The following is an 18,120-nucleotide window of genomic DNA, read 5'->3' as shown; positions in this document are numbered from 1 at the left end:
TATATGTTAGAGACTAATATCGTAGCACTATATCACAATTTTCTTCTTTCTATAATTTTCCCGAAATTCCTTCGGCGAACATCCTTTCTTACGTTTAAATAATCGATTGAAATTAGATAAATTATTAAATCCACAATCATAACATATCTCTGCGATCGTATGTGCAGAGTCCACCAATAAACGAGTAGCAAAGCCAAGACGAATATCAATAATATAATCAGAAAATGTTTTTCCCGTACGTAACCGAAAGAAACGACTGAACGAAACAGATGTCATCCCTACCATGTCTGCTAAAATACTTAAACGAATATCCTCCTGATAGTGATCAGCAATATATTTCTGCACTCTTTGCACACGTCGACTGTCAGAGAAAGTTTCTATTTTAGCAAACGAAGAGCTAGAAAGCACTTCTGCATTATCATACAGAGATAGTTCATAAAGTATTCGAAGAAAATTCATTACCGCATAAAATCCCTGTTCTTCAGAAGCCAACTTATCCAACCAATTATAGACTTTCATAATAGCCTGCATTGGAAAACTAATACCACATTGTGCTTTTTCCAACATCCGGCGAATACTATCAAACTGATTTTTATTGATAAAGTCTTTAAAGAAGAGATCTGAAGAAAACTGAATTGTAATTTCTCGGATATCCCTTGAAGTACATTCATGTTGCTCCCACACATGCTCCAACTCTTTACCTGTAATCAACACTAAATCATAATCCCCGATAACCTCCGCAGAATCACCGACTACCCGACGCACTCCGGAAGCATGTTCCGTAAAATTCAACTCATATTCGGCATGGCAATGAATAGGATAAGTAAATTCGGTTTTACGACGATCTGCAATATAAAAACAATCACGTTCAGACAAAGGGGTTATCTCCCTCATAATGTAGTTTGGGTTTTCCATTTCAATCAGTTAAAAAAGTATCACATATTGCAAATATAGCCATTATTTTCATTCCAATATTTACAAAATCCATTTTAACTCTTAAATGACTAATTTATTATTGCAAAAAAGCGCAGAGTATTTTAAAGAATTTACTTACTTTTGCTTTCACAGTTTTTACTACCTTATAATAAAGTTCAACTAAAACCTACAGATATGATCAATTCCATCTATTCTCCAGTCCCTGACAGATACGACAGCAATATGAAGTACCGTCGTTGCGGTAAAAGCGGCATTCTGCTCCCTGAAATATCTTTAGGGCTATGGCACAATTTCGGTGATGTCAATGCATTCTCCAACTCTTTAGCAATGGCACATTACGCATTCGACCGAGGTATTACCCATTTCGACCTTGCCAACAACTATGGTCCTTCCTGCGGTTCGGCTGAAGAAACATTCGGCATGATTATGAAGAAATCATTTATGCCCTACCGGGACGAGTTATTCATTTCCACCAAAGCTGGACATGAAATGTGGGCAGGACCTTACGGCGACTGGGGTTCCCGAAAGTCTTTGATGAGCAGCCTCAACCAAAGCCTGAAGCGAATGAATTTGGATTATGTAGATATCTTCTATACCCATCGCTACGATCCCAATACTCCTCTTGAAGAAACACTTCAAACACTGGTTGATATTGTACGGCAAGGGAAAGCACTCTACATCGGTATCTCCAAATACCCTAAGGACAAAGCAGAATTAGCTTATAAATATCTGGAAGAGAGAGATGTTCACTGTCTCCTCTACCAAGGCAGATACAATCTGTTCAATCGCGAACCGGAGGAAGAAGGCATTCTGCGACAAGCTAAAGAAAACGGTACAGGCTTTATTGCTTTCTCCCCTTTAGCACAGGGATTGCTTACCAACCGCTACCTTAACGGGATCCCTGAAGACTCGCGGATTGCCAAAGGTGGTTTCCTTAAAAAAGAAGCACTGACAGAAGAAATTCTGAGAAAAATCAAGGCACTGAATGAACTTGCTTTTCATCGCGGTCAGACACTTGCCGAAATGGCGCTTGCATGGATACTGAAAGACGACTTGGTGACCTCGGTTATTATCGGGGCAAGTTCCGTCAGACAGTTGGCAGATAATCTGAAAGCGATAGAAAACACGACTTTCTCCGCAGAAGAATTAGAAAGCATTTATCAGATTGTAAAATAGTTGCGATAAGCCCGTACACAATAGGGTGATGATGTATTTACCATACATTTATCACCCTATTTCTTTATAGTTCGCTGCACATTTAACACATTTATTTTTGAACCTTTTATTTTTTATCTTGTTCTTTCTCCAAAAGCCTAAGGTACCAACAGGGCAGGAATTTATATTTAACCTAAACAATTATAGAAGTATGAAGAAATTTATTCCCTTATTATTAGCGGTCTTCGCAATAGCATTCGTATCTTGCGAAAAAGACCCCGACATGGATAAGCAGGACAGCAAGTATCTGGTTTATACCAATTATGACACGAAAGCAGATTTCAAAGCTTTCGAAACTTACTATTTACCGGATAGCATCCTCGTTATCGGCAACAGTAAAGACGCCGAATATTGGAAAGACGAAAGCGCACAGGAAATCCTCAGCGCGTACGTCACCAATATGAACAACCGCGGTTATGTTCGCGTAGAAAACCGCCAAGAAGCCGATCTCGGTTTGCAAGTCAGCTATATAAAGAGCACCTACTACTTCACAGACTACGGGCGTCCCGAATGGTGGTGGAACTACCCGGGTTATTGGGATGCTCCTTACTGGGGTAACTGGGGTGGATGGTACTATCCATATGCTGTAAATTATGCTTATAGCACCGGTTCCTTCATCACCGAATTGCTGAACCTTGATGCTCCTCAAGGTGAGAAAGAAAAACTCCCTGTACTGTGGACCAGCTACATGAGCGGATTATTGAGCGGATCAACTTCTTTCAACACAAAAATGGCTGTAGAAGGTGTAAACCAATCCTTTACGCAATCTACCTATCTTAACAGAATGACCGCTCAGCCCAGATAAGCAGTTAGCTTTTCCTATTCTATCAAAAGCTATTGTTGAATTTATAAAACAAGAACAAGTATGAAAACATTGAAATATATATCTTTGAGGGTATTCGCAATTGCCGCCCTCGCCCTTGTCTTTGCCATGCCGGCAAAGGCTCAGATGACCGATAACGGTTATGCCAACATCGACTGGCAGTTCAACTTCCCCTTAAACAACCACTTTGCTGATAAAGGCAGCGGATGGGGTATGAATTTTGAAGGCGGTTACTTCCTGACATCAAATTTTGCATTGGGAGGCTTCCTTGCCTACCATAGTAACCATGAATACATTGGCCGTCAGACCTTGCCGGTTGGTGAAAGCGGCAGTTTGAATACCGACCAGCAACACACCGCATTCCAATTGCCTTTCGGTCTTGCCACACGCTACGCATGGAACCGCGGCGGTGCATTTCAACCATATTTAGGTGTAAAACTCGGTGCACAATATGCACAACTGAAGTCCACTTTCAACGCATTCGAAGCTAATAAAGATACATGGGGTTTCTACGTATCTCCGGAAATCGGATTTAATGTTTACCCATGGGCTTATGGTCCGGGGCTACACTTCGCAGCTTACTATAGCTACGGAACGAACAAAGGAGACCTCTTCACTTATAGTGTAGACGGAATGAACAACTTAGGTTTACGTATCGGTATCGCATTCTAACATATACACCTAAACTTAACAGAGTAAATTAATTGTTTCAAAAAAAGAAGGGGCCGTCTGACAATTCTAAGTCAGTCGTTCCCTTCTTCTTTTATATTCGGATATGATTACCCTTATTTCAATATTGCCTGATACATTGCCTCCTGTATTTTTCCTCGAATATCCAGTTTCAGCAATTTCGTATTCCATGCATCCGGATAAATACGATTACTTATAAAGACATAGACCAGCCCATTGTCAGGGTCCACCCACGCACAAGTACCGGTAAAGCCTGTATGCCCGTACACTGATGCCGGAGCTGAAGGGGCACAAGGACTCTTCTCCGTATTCTGCACATCCGGCTTGTCAAACCCTAAACCACGGCGGCTGTTCTTGGCAACCGTTGTCGTAAAAAGCCTGCAAGTCTCCTTGCTCAAATAACGTTTTCCATTCAATTCACCGCCATTCAGTAACATCTGATAAACCTGCGCCACTTCCTCCGCCGTAGAGAATAATCCGGCATTGCCGGAAACGCCGCCTTGGAAAGCAGCCGACTCATCATGCACAAATCCCTGCAAAATCGTTTTCCGCAAGAAAGGGTCGACGGAAGAAGGAACAATTCCTTCTTTAGGCAAGAAGCGCAACGGCAGATACCCGGTACGCCGCAAACCCATAGGAGCATAAAATTCCTGAGCAAGATATTCATCCATAGGCATTCCTGCACGCGCCTCAACCAGTTGCTGCAACAGGATAAAGCCCACACAACTATAACGATACCGTTTATCCTTCAAAGGAGTATCGGCTATTTTTTGGAGATATTCCTTTTTGAAAGACTTGTTCAGCCAAAGGCTGTCACATACCTGTAGAGTACATTCATCCGTACGTGCTTTAGAAGTCAGCCCCGGACGGAAACGGAATTTGGGATTGGCCCATGTCTGTCGCCCGATGCGGGTAGGATGCAGCTTGTCCGGGCGTGCCTTAAACAACGTGCCATCATAACTGTCTTTATCAATAGCATCTTGATAGAACAACAGAGTAGACGGCAAACCGGACTGATGGAATAACAATTCCCTGACAGTTATGTCACGTTTATCCGTATCTTGCAGATATGGAAGATAGTCGGACACACGGTCAGTCAGATTCAAGCGTCCCTTGTCGTAGAGTTTCATCACAGCCAGCAAAGTAGCCGTCGTTTTCGTTAAAGACGCCATATCATATACAGACACCGGTGTCACCGGAGTAGCCTCCTTATCCTTGGCAGTACTCCACGTATAAGTACCAAAAGCCTTATTATACATCTCCTTTCCGTCCTTCAGAATCACCACCTGACATCCCGGATAGGCACCTTCACGTATGCCTTCCCGCGCAATCGTATCTATCTGCGCCAACAAGCGGGAATCCATACCATGTTCTTCGGGAACAAAATGAGGTTCGGTTTGCGGACTCAAGTCCAATCCTTCTCCCGCAGCAAACAAACCGCCTATGCTTGCCGATAACCTGCCGTCCGCCACAGCATCCGCATAAAGTATCTTGGCTGCCTGCCGCTGTACATCATCACCCGAAGAATGCGCCAATACCACAGCTTCGGCAACCGATATGCCCCGATGTATCTGCAACAGCTGTTTACCGGGAATAAAGAACACATACACCACCGGAACTTCCGGAGCAAACTCAGCAAAGAAAGACTGATAAGCTGCCAGACGATGTTCGGTGACACACACCAAAATACGTTTATATTTCGACAGCTTCTCTCTCAAAGCCTTGCGTCCCGCTTCCGGCAAATCTTTTCCCAACTGAAACTCCACCGGATGCGTATACATGGAAAGCTGTTTGATAAAAGGCTGTATCTCCGTAGCTGCGCCGACATTGAGCACAGCAACATCCCCGATAGCCGGATCCAGCGGTAATACCTCCGTTGCATTGCCCAATACAGTGATGGCCGCCATATTCAAACGATGAATCAAATCGCGCGTATAAGGAGTATTAATCCGTGTTCCCAAACCCGAAAGACGAACCACCGGCTTCTTATTCAGACCCAAAGCATATTTACACGTCAATACCTTACGGCACTTTTCCTCCACTGCCTGTTCCGTCAGCTCTCCACTTTTTACGGCAGCCAGCACAGCATCTACTTCTTCTTTGATACGGCGGGGAACGAGCAGCAAGTCATTGCCCGCCTTCAGTGCTTTCAGACACAGCGACGCATTATTCGATACCCCTTTCATGGCCAAGGCATCCGTAAATATAAGTCCGCGGAATTTCAACTCACGCGTCAGCAAATCATATACCACACTACGGGAAAGAGAGGAAGGCACTCCGCTTGTCTCCTCAAAGGCAGGAACCTCCAGATGCCCTACCATAATACCGCCCAGCCCCTCTTGGATGGCTTTCTTAAAAGGATAGAGTTCCACACTGTCCAAGCGTTCGCGTGTGAAAGGCAGTGTTGGGAGTGCATTATGTGAATCTACATCCGTATCTCCATGACCGGGAAAGTGCTTGGATACAGAAAGTACCCCTCCGTCTTCCAGCCCTTTGGCATAAGCGATAACCTTATCAGCCACATTTACCGGATTTTCACCGAACGAGCGAGTATTGATAACCGGATTCTCCGGATTGATATTAACATCCGCCACCGGAGCGAAATTCACCTGCACACCAAGTTCACGGCACTGCCTTGCCATTTCACGACCATATTCGTAGAGCAAACTGTCATTTCGGATACAGCCCAGCACCATATTCTTGGGAAAGACGGGAGTACCCTTCAAGCGCATGGAAAGTCCCCACTCTCCGTCAAAGGTAATCAGCAAAGGAACATCCGCCATACGCTGCGCTTCATTCGTCAGCATGACTTGGTTCTGCATCAGGCCGCCCGAAAACAACAGACCGCCGACTTTATAGTCTTCAACAACCTTGCGCAGCAACTCCTTGTTACGCTTATCCTGATAAGGAGCGATTGTATAAATAAAAAGCTGTCCTACACGTTCTTTCAGACTTAACTTGTCCAGTACCGAATCTACCCACTGCCTGCATCGCACATCATCCTGCACCGGTTTTACCAGCAAAGGTTCTACGGGGAGCACGACAGCCGGTGTCGCCGGACGTAATTTTGCATCCGAAGCGAAACGCCCGCAACATCCCATTATAATAAGAACAAACAGTAACAGCCTTTTCATTTATCACTCTTTAGTCAATGTCAAATCCAGTTCTCCTACAAAAATTCCACTCTTTCCGGTGTGCAATACCGAAACATTCTTCCCCTCGGCATTCAAGTAAAACGCCGGTTTCTCCATGAAAGTGTGAGAGTGCCCACCCAGAATTACGTCGATGCCTTTGGTTTCCGCCGCCAGCTTTTCATCGCAGACTTCATTCTTAATTCGGAATCCAAGATGAGAAAGGCAGATTACTACATCGCATCCCTCCTTGGTTCGCAGCAAGTCCGTAACTTCCTGCGCCACAGCAATCGGGTCCTTGTACACGATGCCCTCGCACTTATCGGCCTGCACCAGCCCCTCCATTTGAGGACTCAGCCCAAACACTCCGATGTTCACGCCACTGCGATTCAATACAACATAAGGTTTCACCAGTCCCTCAAGAACAGTTCCGGCAACGTTATAATTGGCACATACCACCGGAAAGTCTGCCATACGGAACAAACGCGCCATATTCTCCAGTCCGAAATCAAATTCATGATTACCGATAGTCATGGCATCATAGCCCATGAGGTTCATCATCTTGATTTCCACCTCACCCCGGAAAAGATTATAGTACGGTGTACCCTGTGAAATATCACCGCAATCGAAGAGCAGGGCATCCGGATTCTTTGTACGAAATTCTTTCAAGAAAGTGGTGCGGCGCACCACACCGCCCATATCGGCATACGGGTCGGCAGCATGCGGATCAATCGGTTCGATACGGCTATGAGTATCACTTGTGTGCAAAATGGCCAATTGTTTGCCCTGTTGTGCCGATGCCGTCAACAATATGTAAAATACCAGCAAGCAAAATATAGATATACGTTTCATCAGATTTCCTTTTTTTAGTTTTCGGTTCTTAATCTTCCACAGCAACTCTTCCTTCCATGCGCGAAGTAATCTTCTTACCCGCCGCGGTCTGTCGTTCCACATAGTCCATAAACAGCCCACGCAAAGTGGCACCCGAAGGACACTCTCTCTTCTCCGCCTGAATCAAGGCAGTCATACCGTTGTTGCCGTCGGCCAGATAATCGATAGTGGCAACGGTGTACAGTTTGTCATCAACAACCGGCTTACCGGCCACGGTGGCCCGCAGCAGCTTTCCGTCTTTAGTAATCTGCAACTGCACGCCGCTGACTCCTTCGCCCCCGCGGGCCGCTATATTCTCGAACAGACGATTCAGATGAGCGCCTTTCAAAGTCAGCACACAAAGTGAATTCTCAAACGGCAATATTTCGTAGATATTACCGCAAGTAATCGGACCTTCCGTAAGCATATTACGCAGACCGCCCATATTTACGAGCCCCATGTCGGCAGATTTTCCAAGTACCTGCACAGCCGCCCCGCGCAGCACATCGGCCACCAGATTGGAGAGGGGACTTTCGGGAGCGCCTCTGTCCATAGACATCTCGGCTGTGCCTACCACCCGGTACATCATGCTGTCTATCTTCGCTTTATAGGGAGCGAGCAATGCCACGGCTTCCGCATCAGAATTCACATCATACGTAGAATCCATCGGATGCATACGTCCCTCCACTTTCGTCACTTCATAAGCCGAATGACAAGATGTAAACGAAAACATCACTGCCAATGCCAGTCCGGAAACGAATTTCAAATAACCTTTCTTCATATTTGTTCGTTTTAAATTGCTACAAATATAGAAAGAAAAACTCACATCCCTTTGTCAATCAAAAGAAAAACTCTACCTTTGCACCGCTTTCGCGCAATCGCTGTCAGGACACTGAGTGAGAAGCCTGGTATGTTGCGTTGTAACGATCAAACAATTTAATAATAAGAACAATGGATTTAATTAAAATTGCAGAAGAAGCATTTGCTACCGGCAAACAACACCCGAGCTTCAAGGCAGGTGACACTGTTACAGTAGCATATCGTATCGTCGAAGGTAACAAAGAACGTGTACAGTTGTACCGTGGCGTTGTTATCAAGATTGCAGGACATGGAGACAAGAAGCGTTTTACTGTACGTAAAATGTCTGGTACCGTAGGTGTAGAACGTATTTTCCCGATTGAATCACCGGCTATCGACAGCATCGAAGTGAACAAAGTGGGTAAAGTTCGTCGCGCTAAATTGTACTATCTGCGTGCTCTTACCGGTAAGAAAGCAAGAATTAAAGAAAAAAGAGTTAACGGTTAATTCCAAACTCTTATTTCTAAATAAAAAAGGGAAGCCGAATCCATCGGTTTCCCTTTTTTACTTACACCGCAGGAGGCATACGAGCAAGATGAAAGAGGTTTTGAGCAAAGCTAATGATAGAACGGATAATGTGTATCGATAAAACAGACTATGTGTTTTAATGAAACAGACTATGTGTTTTAATGAAACAGACCATGTATTTTATTGAAACAGATAATCTGTTCTTCTCACGATGATGAATCCGTTTGATACACTTGAAAAAATTGTTTGACGCGCTTGATAATTCTATTTGATGCGCTTGATAATTCTGTTTGATACAAACAAAAAAGATGCGCTTCATAATGAAACGCATCCTTCTATACCTTATCAATAATCAGTTTCTCTTACTTAACGTCTCTCAACTCCCAACCCAAAGCACTGGCTCCCAGCACAGCAGCATCAGCATCTTTCAGTTCGGACATCATGAGTTTGGCCTTACCCTTATAAATAGCCAACACATTGCTGTCGATGGCTTTCTGGATAGGCTTGAAGATGTAATCGCCGGATTTAGCCAATCCACCGAACAGAATAATAGCTTCCGGGCTGGAGAAAGCGATAAAGTCGGCAATAGCCTCACCCAAGATAGTACCGGTAAAGTCAAAAATATCCTGTGCCAGCTTGTCGCCTTGTACGGCTGCATCGTATACATCTTTAGACGTAATATTCTCAGCAGGGATGGAGCGCAGCAGACTCGGTTCAGTACGTGCGGTGAGGAACTCGCGTGCGGTGCGTGCCACGCCCGTAGCCGAGCAGTAAGTTTCCAAACATCCGTGACGGCCACATCCGCAAATACGGCCGTTCTCGCGACGTATAATGGTATGACCTAACTCTCCGGCGAAACCGTCGTGCCCGTATACCATTTGTCCGTTGATAACAATACCGCTACCTACACCCGTGCCCAGAGTAATCATGATAAAATCTTTCATACCGCGTGCAGCTCCGTAAGTCATTTCACCGATAGCGGCAGCATTGGCGTCATTGGTCAGTGCAGTAGGAATGCCCAAACGTTCTTCAAACATGGCTGCCAAAGGAATTACTCCCTTCCACGGAAGATTTGGAGCAAATTCTATCGTACCGCTGTAATAGTTGCCGTTAGGAGCGCCGATACCGATACCTTTTATTTTATCGACACCGCCATTGGCAATTATCAAAGGAAGAAGATTCTTGCATACTTCGTTCACATAATCATCTGCCTGTTCATAAGCTCCCGTCTTGATGGAACTGCTTGCAATGATAGTACCACGTGCGTCTACGATACCAAAGACGGTATTCGTTCCGCCTATGTCAATCCCTACTACATAGGGCTTCTCCATGTTTGAATTCATGATATTTACTTTTTGTTTAAAGGGTTAGTTATAACATTAATGGTTACAAATTACACAAAGAAAAACGACACTGCAAAATCTTTTTTTAAAAAACTTCGCTTCATTTGCAACTTTTCGTGACGTTACTGCGTCTAATAAGCAAAATTAAGTAAGAAAAAGCAATAAACAGGAAATACCGTGATACAACTAAAAGACATTAACAAAACCTACAATAACGGAGCACCGCTACACGTCCTCAAAGGTATCAATCTCGACATCAAGAAAGGAGAATTTGTCTCTATTATGGGAGCCTCAGGCTCCGGGAAATCCACGCTGCTTAATATATTAGGTATTCTGGACAACTACGACACCGGAGAATATTACCTGAACGGCACACTTATCAAAAACCTCAGTGAAACCAAAGCCGCCGAGTTCCGAAACCGCATGATAGGCTTTATCTTTCAGTCATTCAATCTGATTTCTTTCAAAGATGCGGTAGAGAATGTAGCTCTCCCGCTCTTCTATCAAGGAGTAGGTCGCCGGAAACGCAACGCCATGGCATTGGAGTATCTGGACAGGTTGGGACTGAAAGACTGGGCACACCATATGCCCAACGAGATGTCCGGCGGGCAGAAACAACGTGTCGCCATTGCCCGCGCACTGATTACCCAACCCCAGATAATTCTTGCAGACGAACCGACCGGCGCTCTCGACAGCAAAACATCCGTGGAGGTCATGCAGATTCTAAAAGATTTGCATCAAACGGGAATGACCATTGTCGTCGTAACCCACGAAAGCGGTGTCGCCAACCAGACGGATAAGATTATCCACATTAAAGACGGCGTAATAGGCAGTATCGAAGAAAATCTGAATCATGACGCGTCACCATTCGGGAAAAACGGATTTATGAAATAGAACTACTTTATAACCTTCCAATCACATGATAGACCTTTGGCAAGAAATATACGGTACAATCAAACGTAACAAATTGCGCACATTTCTCACCGGATTTGCGGTAGCATGGGGCATCTTCATGCTTATCGTACTGCTGGGAGCGGGTAATGGCATTATCCACGCTTTCGAACAGAATGCTTCCGAACGTGCGCTGAACTCCATCAGGCTGGGTGGCGGCTGGACCACCAAGTCATACGAAGGGCTGAAAGAGGGACGGCGTATCCAAATGGACAACAAAGACCTCACCGCGACCGAGAAGTACTTCCCGGATAACATTATCACAGCCGGCGCCACCCTCCGGCAAGGTGATGTAAATATCAGCTTCGGGCAAGAATACATCAACATCTCACTAATGGGCGTACATCCTAACTACGTACAATCCGAAGCCATAAAAACAGCAACCGGACGTTTCATCAACCAAAACGATATAAAAGAACGGCGGAAAGTCATTATCCTCCACAAGAAATCGGCAGAGATTCTTTTCAAGAAGTCACATACCGAACCGATAGGCAAGTTTGTCAACGTCGGCGGTGTGGCTTACCGGGTGGCGGGATTGTACGAAGACCAGGGCGACCAAAGCAGCGTAGCCTTTGTCCCCTTCTCCACCCTGCAAACCATTTATAACAAAGGTGACAAGCTTAACAATATCATCTTCACCACCAAAAACCTGACAAGTGAAGAAGCCAACGAAGCCTTTGAAAAAGAATACCGCAAAGTCATCGCTTCCAATCACCGTTTCGACCCTGAAGACGAAAGCGCAATCTGGATATGGAACCGCTTCACGCAATACATACAGACGCAGAACGTTGCCGGACTACTTCGTACCGCCATTTGGGTGATAGGTATCTTTACGCTCTTAAGCGGCATCGTGGGCGTATCGAACATCATGCTGATTACCGTCAAGGAACGCACGCGCGAGTTTGGCATACGTAAGGCGCTGGGAGCAAAACCTCTCTCCATCCTTTGGCTGATTATCGTGGAAAGTGTTACGATTACCACCTTCTTCGGCTACATCGGCATGGTGGCAGGCATCGGAGTGACAGAGTGGATGAATTCCGCCTTCGGCAACCAGACTGCGGACGCGGGTATGTTCCAAGCCAGAATGTTCTCCGACCCCACAGTAGACATCGGCATCGCTATACAAGCCACGCTGACTTTGATTGTCGCAGGCACACTTGCAGGCTTTTTCCCGGCAAAAAAGGCAGTAAGCATCAGTCCTATTGAAGCACTTAGAGCAGATTAAACGATTATGAGAATAGACATAGATACATGCGAGGAAATTCTCGTCACGATAACAAGAAACAAGACCCGCAGCCTGCTGACGGCATTCGGCGTATTCTGGGGAATCTTTATGCTGGTAGCACTCATTGGCGGCGGACAAGGTATGCAGGAGGAAATGAAATCACAGTTCGAGGGCTTTGCCACGAACTCAGGATTCATCGCTGCGCAAAAGACAAGTGAAGCCTACAAAGGTTTCCGCAAAGGCCGTTGGTGGAATCTGGAAATGGAGGATGTGGACAGAGTACGCAACATCGACGGAATAAAAATAGCAACCCCCTCGTTTGCCCTTTGGGGACAAACAGCCGTTTACGGGGAAAACAAATACGAATGCAGCGTCAAAGGTCTGTATCCCGAATACGAACAGGTGGAACATCAGGAAATGACCTACGGGCGCTTTATCAATGATGTAGACATACGCGAAGCCCGAAAAGTATGCGTCATAGGAAAGCGTGTGTACGAAAGCCTTTTCAAGCCCGGTGAAGACCCCTGCGGAAAATATATCAGAGTAAACGGCATCTATTACCGCATTATCGGAATGTGTTCCTCCGAGGGTAATGTAAACATACAGGGACAGGCATCGGAAGCCGTCACCCTGCCTTTTACAACCATGCAGCAAACGTACAATTTGGGACAAAGAATAGATGTAGTGTGCTTTATCATGAAGCCGGGAGTGAAGGTAAAGGACGTAGAACCCGAAGTAGAACGCCTCGTCAAAGCCGCCCACTACATCGCACCGGACGACAAACAGGCCATCATGTTCCTTAATGCAGAGGCTATGTTCTCTATGATGGACACCTTAATGACCGGCACACGCATCCTTATCTGGATGGTAGGCTTGGGAACCCTGTTTGCCGGCGCCATCGGTGTATCAAACATCATGATGGTTACGGTAAAAGAGCGCACCACGGAAATAGGAATACGGCGTGCCATCGGCGCCCGTCCTAAAGACATCCTGCAACAAATCCTCTCGGAAAGTATGGTACTGACAACCGTAGCCGGTATGGCAGGCATCTCCTTTGCCGTACTGATACTGCAAATTTTGGAAAGCGCCACAAATGATCCGGGAGCCATAAGAACCCACTATCAGGTATCCTTCGGATTGGCTATCGGCACCTGCGCCCTTCTCATTGCATTAGGTGTATTGGCAGGGCTTGCCCCGGCCTATCGCGCAATGGCTATCAAGCCGATTGAGGCAATTAGGGATGAATGAGAAAAAGGTGATAAAGTGATAGGACAAAGCAATAAAATAATAATACAATAAATAAGATGAAAACAAAGAAGTATCTGAAAATTGCATCATTGGCAGTGGTAGCTGCCATATTTATCTGGACATTTGTATTTTTGTATCAAAAGTCCCAACCTAAGGTAAAGGTGTATGAAACGATTGTTCCGGAAATAGCCGATTTGGAAAAGACTACCGTAGCTACCGGTAAAGTTGAGCCAAGAGATGAAGTACTCATCAAACCGCAAATATCCGGTATCATTTCCGAAGTGTATAAGGAAGCCGGACAGAGTATCAAACAAGGCGAAGTGATTGCCAAAGTAAAGGTTATTCCCGAATTGGGTACGCTGAATTCCGCCGAAAGCCGTGTTCGTCTGGCAGAAATCAATGCCCGACAGGCCGAAACGGACTTCGCACGCGTCGAGAAACTATTTAAAGATAAGCTTATCAGCGACGAAGAGTATGAAAAAGGTGAGGTGAACGTACAACAAGCGCGCGAAGAGTTGCAAACAGCCAAAGATAACTTGGAAATCGTAAAAGAAGGTATTACCAAAAACAGCGCCTCATTCAGCAGCACACTTATTCGCTCCACTATCACCGGATTGATTCTGGATGTACCTATCAAAGTCGGTAACTCTGTCATCATGAGCAACACCTTCAATGACGGCACTACAATCGCCACCGTTGCCAACATGAACGACCTCATCTTCCGGGGCAACTTGGATGAAACCGAAGTTGGACGTGTACACGAAGGAATGCCGGTAAAACTGACTATCGGCGCCCTGCAAAACCTGTCGTTCAATGCCATACTGGAATACATTTCTCCGAAAGGCGTGGAAGAAAACGGAGCCAATCAGTTTGAAATAAAAGCTGCAATCCAAGCGCCGGACAGCGTACAAATCCGTTCAGGATATTCTGCCAATGCGGAGATTGTACTGGAACGTGCCCAAAAGACGCTCGCTCTGCCTGAGAGTACGGTTGAATTCAGCGGAGACAGTACCTTTGTCTACGTACTGACCGACAGCGTGCCCCGGCAAAAGTTCAAACGCCAACAAATAGAGGTCGGTATGAGCGACGGTCTTAAGATTGCCGTCAAAAGCGGCCTGACTGCCCAAGACAAGGTGCGCGGTGCCGAGAAAAAAGATAAATAACCATTAGTATCAGACAAAACGGAAACACCATGAAGAAAAATATATTCATATGGCTGGCCATTCTGGGTTGTATGCAAGTTCAGGCACAAGAGCGTTGGTCGTTACGCCAATGTATAGACTACGCTATTGAGCACAACATCGACATCCGACGGACAGCCAACGTAGCCGAACAAAGTAGTATCGAGGTAAACACCGCCAAATGGGCAAGACTCCCGAACCTCAATGCCAATGCAGGACAGAACTGGAACTGGGGACGGTCGCAGACTGCTGTAAAAGACGAGAATACCGGTGATTATTCTACCGTATATGTCAATACAGGCAGCCACGGGACAAACATGTCCGTTTCCACCTCAATTCCGTTATTTACCGGACTTGAACTACCCAACCAATACGCCCTGGCCAAATTAAACCTCAAGGCTGCCCTCGCCGATTTGGAGAAAGCTAAAGAGGATATTTCCATCAACATAGCCTCAGCCTACTTGCAGGTATTGTTCAATGAGGAATTGCATCGGGTGGCTTTAGGTCAAGTAGAGCTAAGCAAAGAACAATACAAACGTATAGAACGACTGGCGGAAGTAGGCAAAGCCTCTCCCGCAGAGGTTGCCGAAGCCAAAGCACGCGTTGCACAGGATGAAATGAATGCGGTGCAGGCAAACAATAACTACCAATTGGCGTTGCTCGACCTCAGCCAGCTTATCGAACTGGAGACTCCCGAAGGCTTCCTTCTGGAAAACCCCGCCGTAAAGATAGAACTCGCCCCGCTAACTCCTCCGGATGAAGTCTTCCAAGCGGCATTAACCGGCAAGGCTTCCATACAAGCAGCACAGTACCGTCTGGAAGGAAGTAAGCACAGCATCCGTATTGCCCAAAGCAGCTACTATCCGCAACTGAGTTTCAGCGGAAGTCTCGGTACGAACTACTATTCAACAATCAACCGCACCTTCAGTCAGCAGATGAATGATAACTTCAATAAATATATCGGCTTCAACCTGAGTATACCTATCTTCAACAGACTGGCTACACGCAACCGGGTGCGTACGGCCCGTCTGCAGCGCGAGAATTATTCTTTGCAGTTGGATAACGCCAAGAAGAACCTCTATAAAGAGATTCAACAGGCATGGTACAATGCAGCCGCATCCGAGAGCAAATATACAAGCAGCAGTACGGCAGCATCAGCCAGCGAAGCCTCTTTCAGGCTGATGAGTGAAAAGTATGAAAACGGAAAAGCGAATGCCGTAGAATATAATGAAGCGAAGCAGAACTTGATGCAGGCGCAATCTGACGAACTGCAAGCCAAGTACGAATATCTCTTCCGTACCAAGATACTGGATTTCTACAAGGGAGAGCCTATCGAATAAATATAATTTTAGTTGTTGTGTGTTTACAAGCCCCTTTTCCTCTGTTCATATAGAGAGAAAGGGGCTTTTTTCAGTTAAACACACATAGACAAGAGTTTAATTCCGTCTTGACGTTCCATTACTTTTTTCTGACGAACGGGAAGAGGAACGTGTTGTACGTGCAGAGGAAGAAGAACTGCGTCTCACACTTTCTTTCTTGATGCCCTTCTCACGCCTCGGAGTATTTACCGATTTACCATCAGAGCGATGCGTCGATCCGCCAACAGCCGGACGGCGATTAATAGAACCAAAATCAGAACGCCGGCTCGTATGGTACGATTTATTATCACGAATACGAAAAGGACCATTATAAGTGGGATGGTTATGCCGTCCCCGATAGTAACTTACATTATGGTAATGGGTACGGTAATGCCCTCCGCAGTAAGTGCGGTAATGGTAAGGCCGCGGATAATAGAAATGATTCGGATTAGTATAAGTAACATAAATCCGGAAAGACCATCGTCCGCCGCTCACATAGATTGGACGGAAGAAGTAAGCTGCCTGCATGAAGCGGGAATACTGCCTGCTGCTCAGCACCCAACGCAAATCGTCATTACGTACATCCAGATAATCATAATAGCGATTCAGCGCCCATTCTTCACCCCTCAATACATCATCCATCAGATAACGTACACCTGAGATAAAGTCATAATTGATTTCATACACATCGTTATACTGTTCTGTATTCAGATTCAGTTCATAAGCCATCTTATCCGTAAGGAAACGTGTTTCTTTACGCACTTTACTGTTGCTCATAGCCGCATGGCAAACTGTCGTGCTCATAACTGCGGCAAATAATATAAATAATATTCGTTTCATGGTGACGCTTTTTATAAGTTTTATTCTATCGACCTTTCAGTAAAACAAAAATAGGGGAAGATTTTCCCCTATTCTTTTGTTTCTCTCTAATATGCTATAGGGAAAACCCTATTATGATTAGGGGTTAGAGGAATTTTCCAGCTCGATACTGTTCTCCTGCAACACTATCAGATGCTTCTTATATAAATCGCCAACCGCCTTTTTAAATGTTTTCTTGCTGACACCAAATGTATCATAAATCTCTTCAGCAGGACTCTTGTCATGTAATGCAATTCGTCCTCCCTGTTCGCGAATGTAGTTCAGCAAGGTAGCAGCAAAGTCTTCCACTTTGCCCAGACCCGGTTTTTGCAGTATCAAGTCTATTTTGCCATCCTCACGAACTTGCTTTACATAAGCTTTCAATGTCATGCCTGTATGTAAAGGCTGGAATATCTCACTTTCATACAGCAAGCCGCTATACCGGTTCTCAATGATGGCTTTGAAGCCTAAATCCGTTTTCTGCCAGATAAGCACGCTTACTTCCTGTCCGGGCTCATAAGGCGCTTTCTCTTTTGAAAGATAACGGTCTACTTTTGCAGAAGCGACAATACGGTAACTCTCATCATCCAGATATGCATGAATTACATACCGCTTTCCAACCTGCATTTTCATTTTCTGCTCCCGGAAAGGAACAAATAAGTCCTTCATTAATCCCCAGTTAAGGAAAGCGCCGTATTGATTTATCCATGCCACCTCCAAACAAGCGAACTGTCCGACCTGCACCAACGGCGTCAATGTGGTAGCAACCAACCGTTCTTCATTATCCAAATAGATAAACACAGTCAGTTCGTCTCCCGGTCTACAGTCTTCTGGCACGTAACGCAATGGGAGCAAGATTTCTCCTTCTTCACCACCATCCAGATACATACCGAAATCAACCTCTTTTACTACCTTCAAGGTATTGAACTTTCCTAACTCTATACTCATATAAATTATATTTCGTG

At 45.4% G+C, this 18,120-nt stretch carries 16 protein-coding genes; 9 read left to right on the top strand and 7 right to left on the bottom strand.

The window, feature by feature from the left end; all coding sequences use genetic code 11:
* Window positions 1-27: 27 nt before the first annotated feature.
* A complete protein-coding gene (locus DW121_RS14455; protein WP_117711521.1) occupies window positions 28-915 on the bottom strand; it encodes a helix-turn-helix domain-containing protein in 888 nt (295 codons plus the stop codon).
* 195 nt (window positions 916-1,110) lie between these two features.
* Between DW121_RS14455 and DW121_RS14450 the strand changes: the two genes are divergently transcribed.
* The 3 genes from DW121_RS14450 (at window position 1,111) to DW121_RS14440 (ending at window position 3,646) form a co-directional block, all read left to right on the top strand.
* On the top strand, window positions 1,111-2,112 hold the full coding sequence (locus DW121_RS14450) for an aldo/keto reductase (RefSeq protein ID WP_117711522.1): 1,002 nt from the start codon (window positions 1,111-1,113) through the stop codon (window positions 2,110-2,112).
* 190 nt (window positions 2,113-2,302) lie between these two features.
* The gene (locus tag DW121_RS14445; protein ID WP_118324232.1) at window positions 2,303-2,956 is read left to right on the top strand and encodes a DUF4136 domain-containing protein; all 654 of its coding nucleotides are present in this window, start codon (window positions 2,303-2,305) and stop codon (window positions 2,954-2,956) included.
* 60 nt (window positions 2,957-3,016) lie between these two features.
* Window positions 3,017-3,646: a porin family protein gene (locus tag DW121_RS14440; RefSeq protein ID WP_117711524.1), complete on the top strand. Its 630-nt coding sequence runs from the start codon at window positions 3,017-3,019 to the stop codon at window positions 3,644-3,646.
* A 113-nt stretch (window positions 3,647-3,759) separates the two neighbouring features.
* Here the strand turns inward: DW121_RS14440 and DW121_RS14435 are convergent, their stop codons facing one another.
* The 3 genes from DW121_RS14435 to DW121_RS14425 are packed head-to-tail and all read right to left on the bottom strand — an operon-like array spanning window position 3,760 to window position 8,446.
* On the bottom strand, window positions 3,760-6,798 hold the full coding sequence (locus tag DW121_RS14435; protein ID WP_118324230.1) for a glycoside hydrolase family 3 N-terminal domain-containing protein: 3,039 nt from the start codon (window positions 6,796-6,798) through the stop codon (window positions 3,760-3,762).
* A 3-nt stretch (window positions 6,799-6,801) separates the two neighbouring features.
* On the bottom strand, window positions 6,802-7,647 hold the full coding sequence (locus DW121_RS14430; protein ID WP_117711526.1) for a bifunctional metallophosphatase/5'-nucleotidase: 846 nt from the start codon (window positions 7,645-7,647) through the stop codon (window positions 6,802-6,804).
* A gap of 28 nt (window positions 7,648-7,675) precedes the next feature.
* Window positions 7,676-8,446, bottom strand: a complete 771-nt coding sequence (locus DW121_RS14425; protein ID WP_118324228.1) for a 5'-nucleotidase C-terminal domain-containing protein — start codon at window positions 8,444-8,446, stop codon at window positions 7,676-7,678.
* 170 nt (window positions 8,447-8,616) lie between these two features.
* Here DW121_RS14425 and rplS point away from each other — a divergent pair, with 170 nt between their 5' ends.
* Window positions 8,617-8,970, top strand: coding sequence for a 50S ribosomal protein L19 (gene rplS, locus DW121_RS14420; RefSeq protein ID WP_009122351.1), 354 nt, complete (start codon window positions 8,617-8,619; stop codon window positions 8,968-8,970).
* Between the two features lie 383 nt (window positions 8,971-9,353).
* On the opposite strand, the gene DW121_RS14415 is transcribed toward rplS, so the two are convergent.
* Complete coding sequence (locus tag DW121_RS14415; protein WP_117711528.1) at window positions 9,354-10,334, bottom strand: ROK family protein; 981 nt, start codon at window positions 10,332-10,334, stop codon at window positions 9,354-9,356.
* Window positions 10,335-10,511: 177 nt separating this feature from the next.
* Here DW121_RS14415 and DW121_RS14410 point away from each other — a divergent pair, with 177 nt between their 5' ends.
* Genes DW121_RS14410 through DW121_RS14390 form a run of 5 tightly spaced genes read left to right on the top strand, consistent with a single transcriptional unit; the run spans window position 10,512 to window position 16,279 of the window.
* Window positions 10,512-11,228, top strand: a complete 717-nt coding sequence (locus DW121_RS14410) for an ABC transporter ATP-binding protein (RefSeq protein WP_117711529.1) — start codon at window positions 10,512-10,514, stop codon at window positions 11,226-11,228.
* A gap of 25 nt (window positions 11,229-11,253) precedes the next feature.
* Window positions 11,254-12,510: an ABC transporter permease gene (locus DW121_RS14405; RefSeq protein ID WP_117711530.1), complete on the top strand. Its 1,257-nt coding sequence runs from the start codon at window positions 11,254-11,256 to the stop codon at window positions 12,508-12,510.
* A gap of 6 nt (window positions 12,511-12,516) precedes the next feature.
* Window positions 12,517-13,758, top strand: coding sequence for an ABC transporter permease (locus DW121_RS14400; protein ID WP_118324226.1), 1,242 nt, complete (start codon window positions 12,517-12,519; stop codon window positions 13,756-13,758).
* 56 nt (window positions 13,759-13,814) lie between these two features.
* Window positions 13,815-14,921: an efflux RND transporter periplasmic adaptor subunit gene (locus DW121_RS14395; RefSeq protein ID WP_118324224.1), complete on the top strand. Its 1,107-nt coding sequence runs from the start codon at window positions 13,815-13,817 to the stop codon at window positions 14,919-14,921.
* 29 nt (window positions 14,922-14,950) lie between these two features.
* The gene (locus tag DW121_RS14390; RefSeq protein ID WP_117711533.1) at window positions 14,951-16,279 is read left to right on the top strand and encodes a TolC family protein; all 1,329 of its coding nucleotides are present in this window, start codon (window positions 14,951-14,953) and stop codon (window positions 16,277-16,279) included.
* A gap of 96 nt (window positions 16,280-16,375) precedes the next feature.
* On the opposite strand, the gene DW121_RS14385 is transcribed toward DW121_RS14390, so the two are convergent.
* Together DW121_RS14385 and DW121_RS14380 are read right to left on the bottom strand one after the other, a co-directional pair.
* On the bottom strand, window positions 16,376-17,137 hold the full coding sequence (locus DW121_RS14385; protein WP_118324222.1) for a hypothetical protein: 762 nt from the start codon (window positions 17,135-17,137) through the stop codon (window positions 16,376-16,378).
* Between the two features lie 117 nt (window positions 17,138-17,254).
* On the bottom strand, window positions 17,255-18,103 hold the full coding sequence (locus DW121_RS14380; protein WP_118324220.1) for a S1 RNA-binding domain-containing protein: 849 nt from the start codon (window positions 18,101-18,103) through the stop codon (window positions 17,255-17,257).
* Window positions 18,104-18,120 lie beyond the last annotated feature (17 nt).

The sequence above is a fragment of the Bacteroides sp. AM10-21B genome (assembly GCF_003472565.1).
Taxonomy (GTDB): Bacteria; Bacteroidota; Bacteroidia; order Bacteroidales; family Bacteroidaceae; genus Bacteroides; species Bacteroides propionicigenes.
This window is presented reverse-complemented; position numbering and strand designations above follow the sequence as displayed.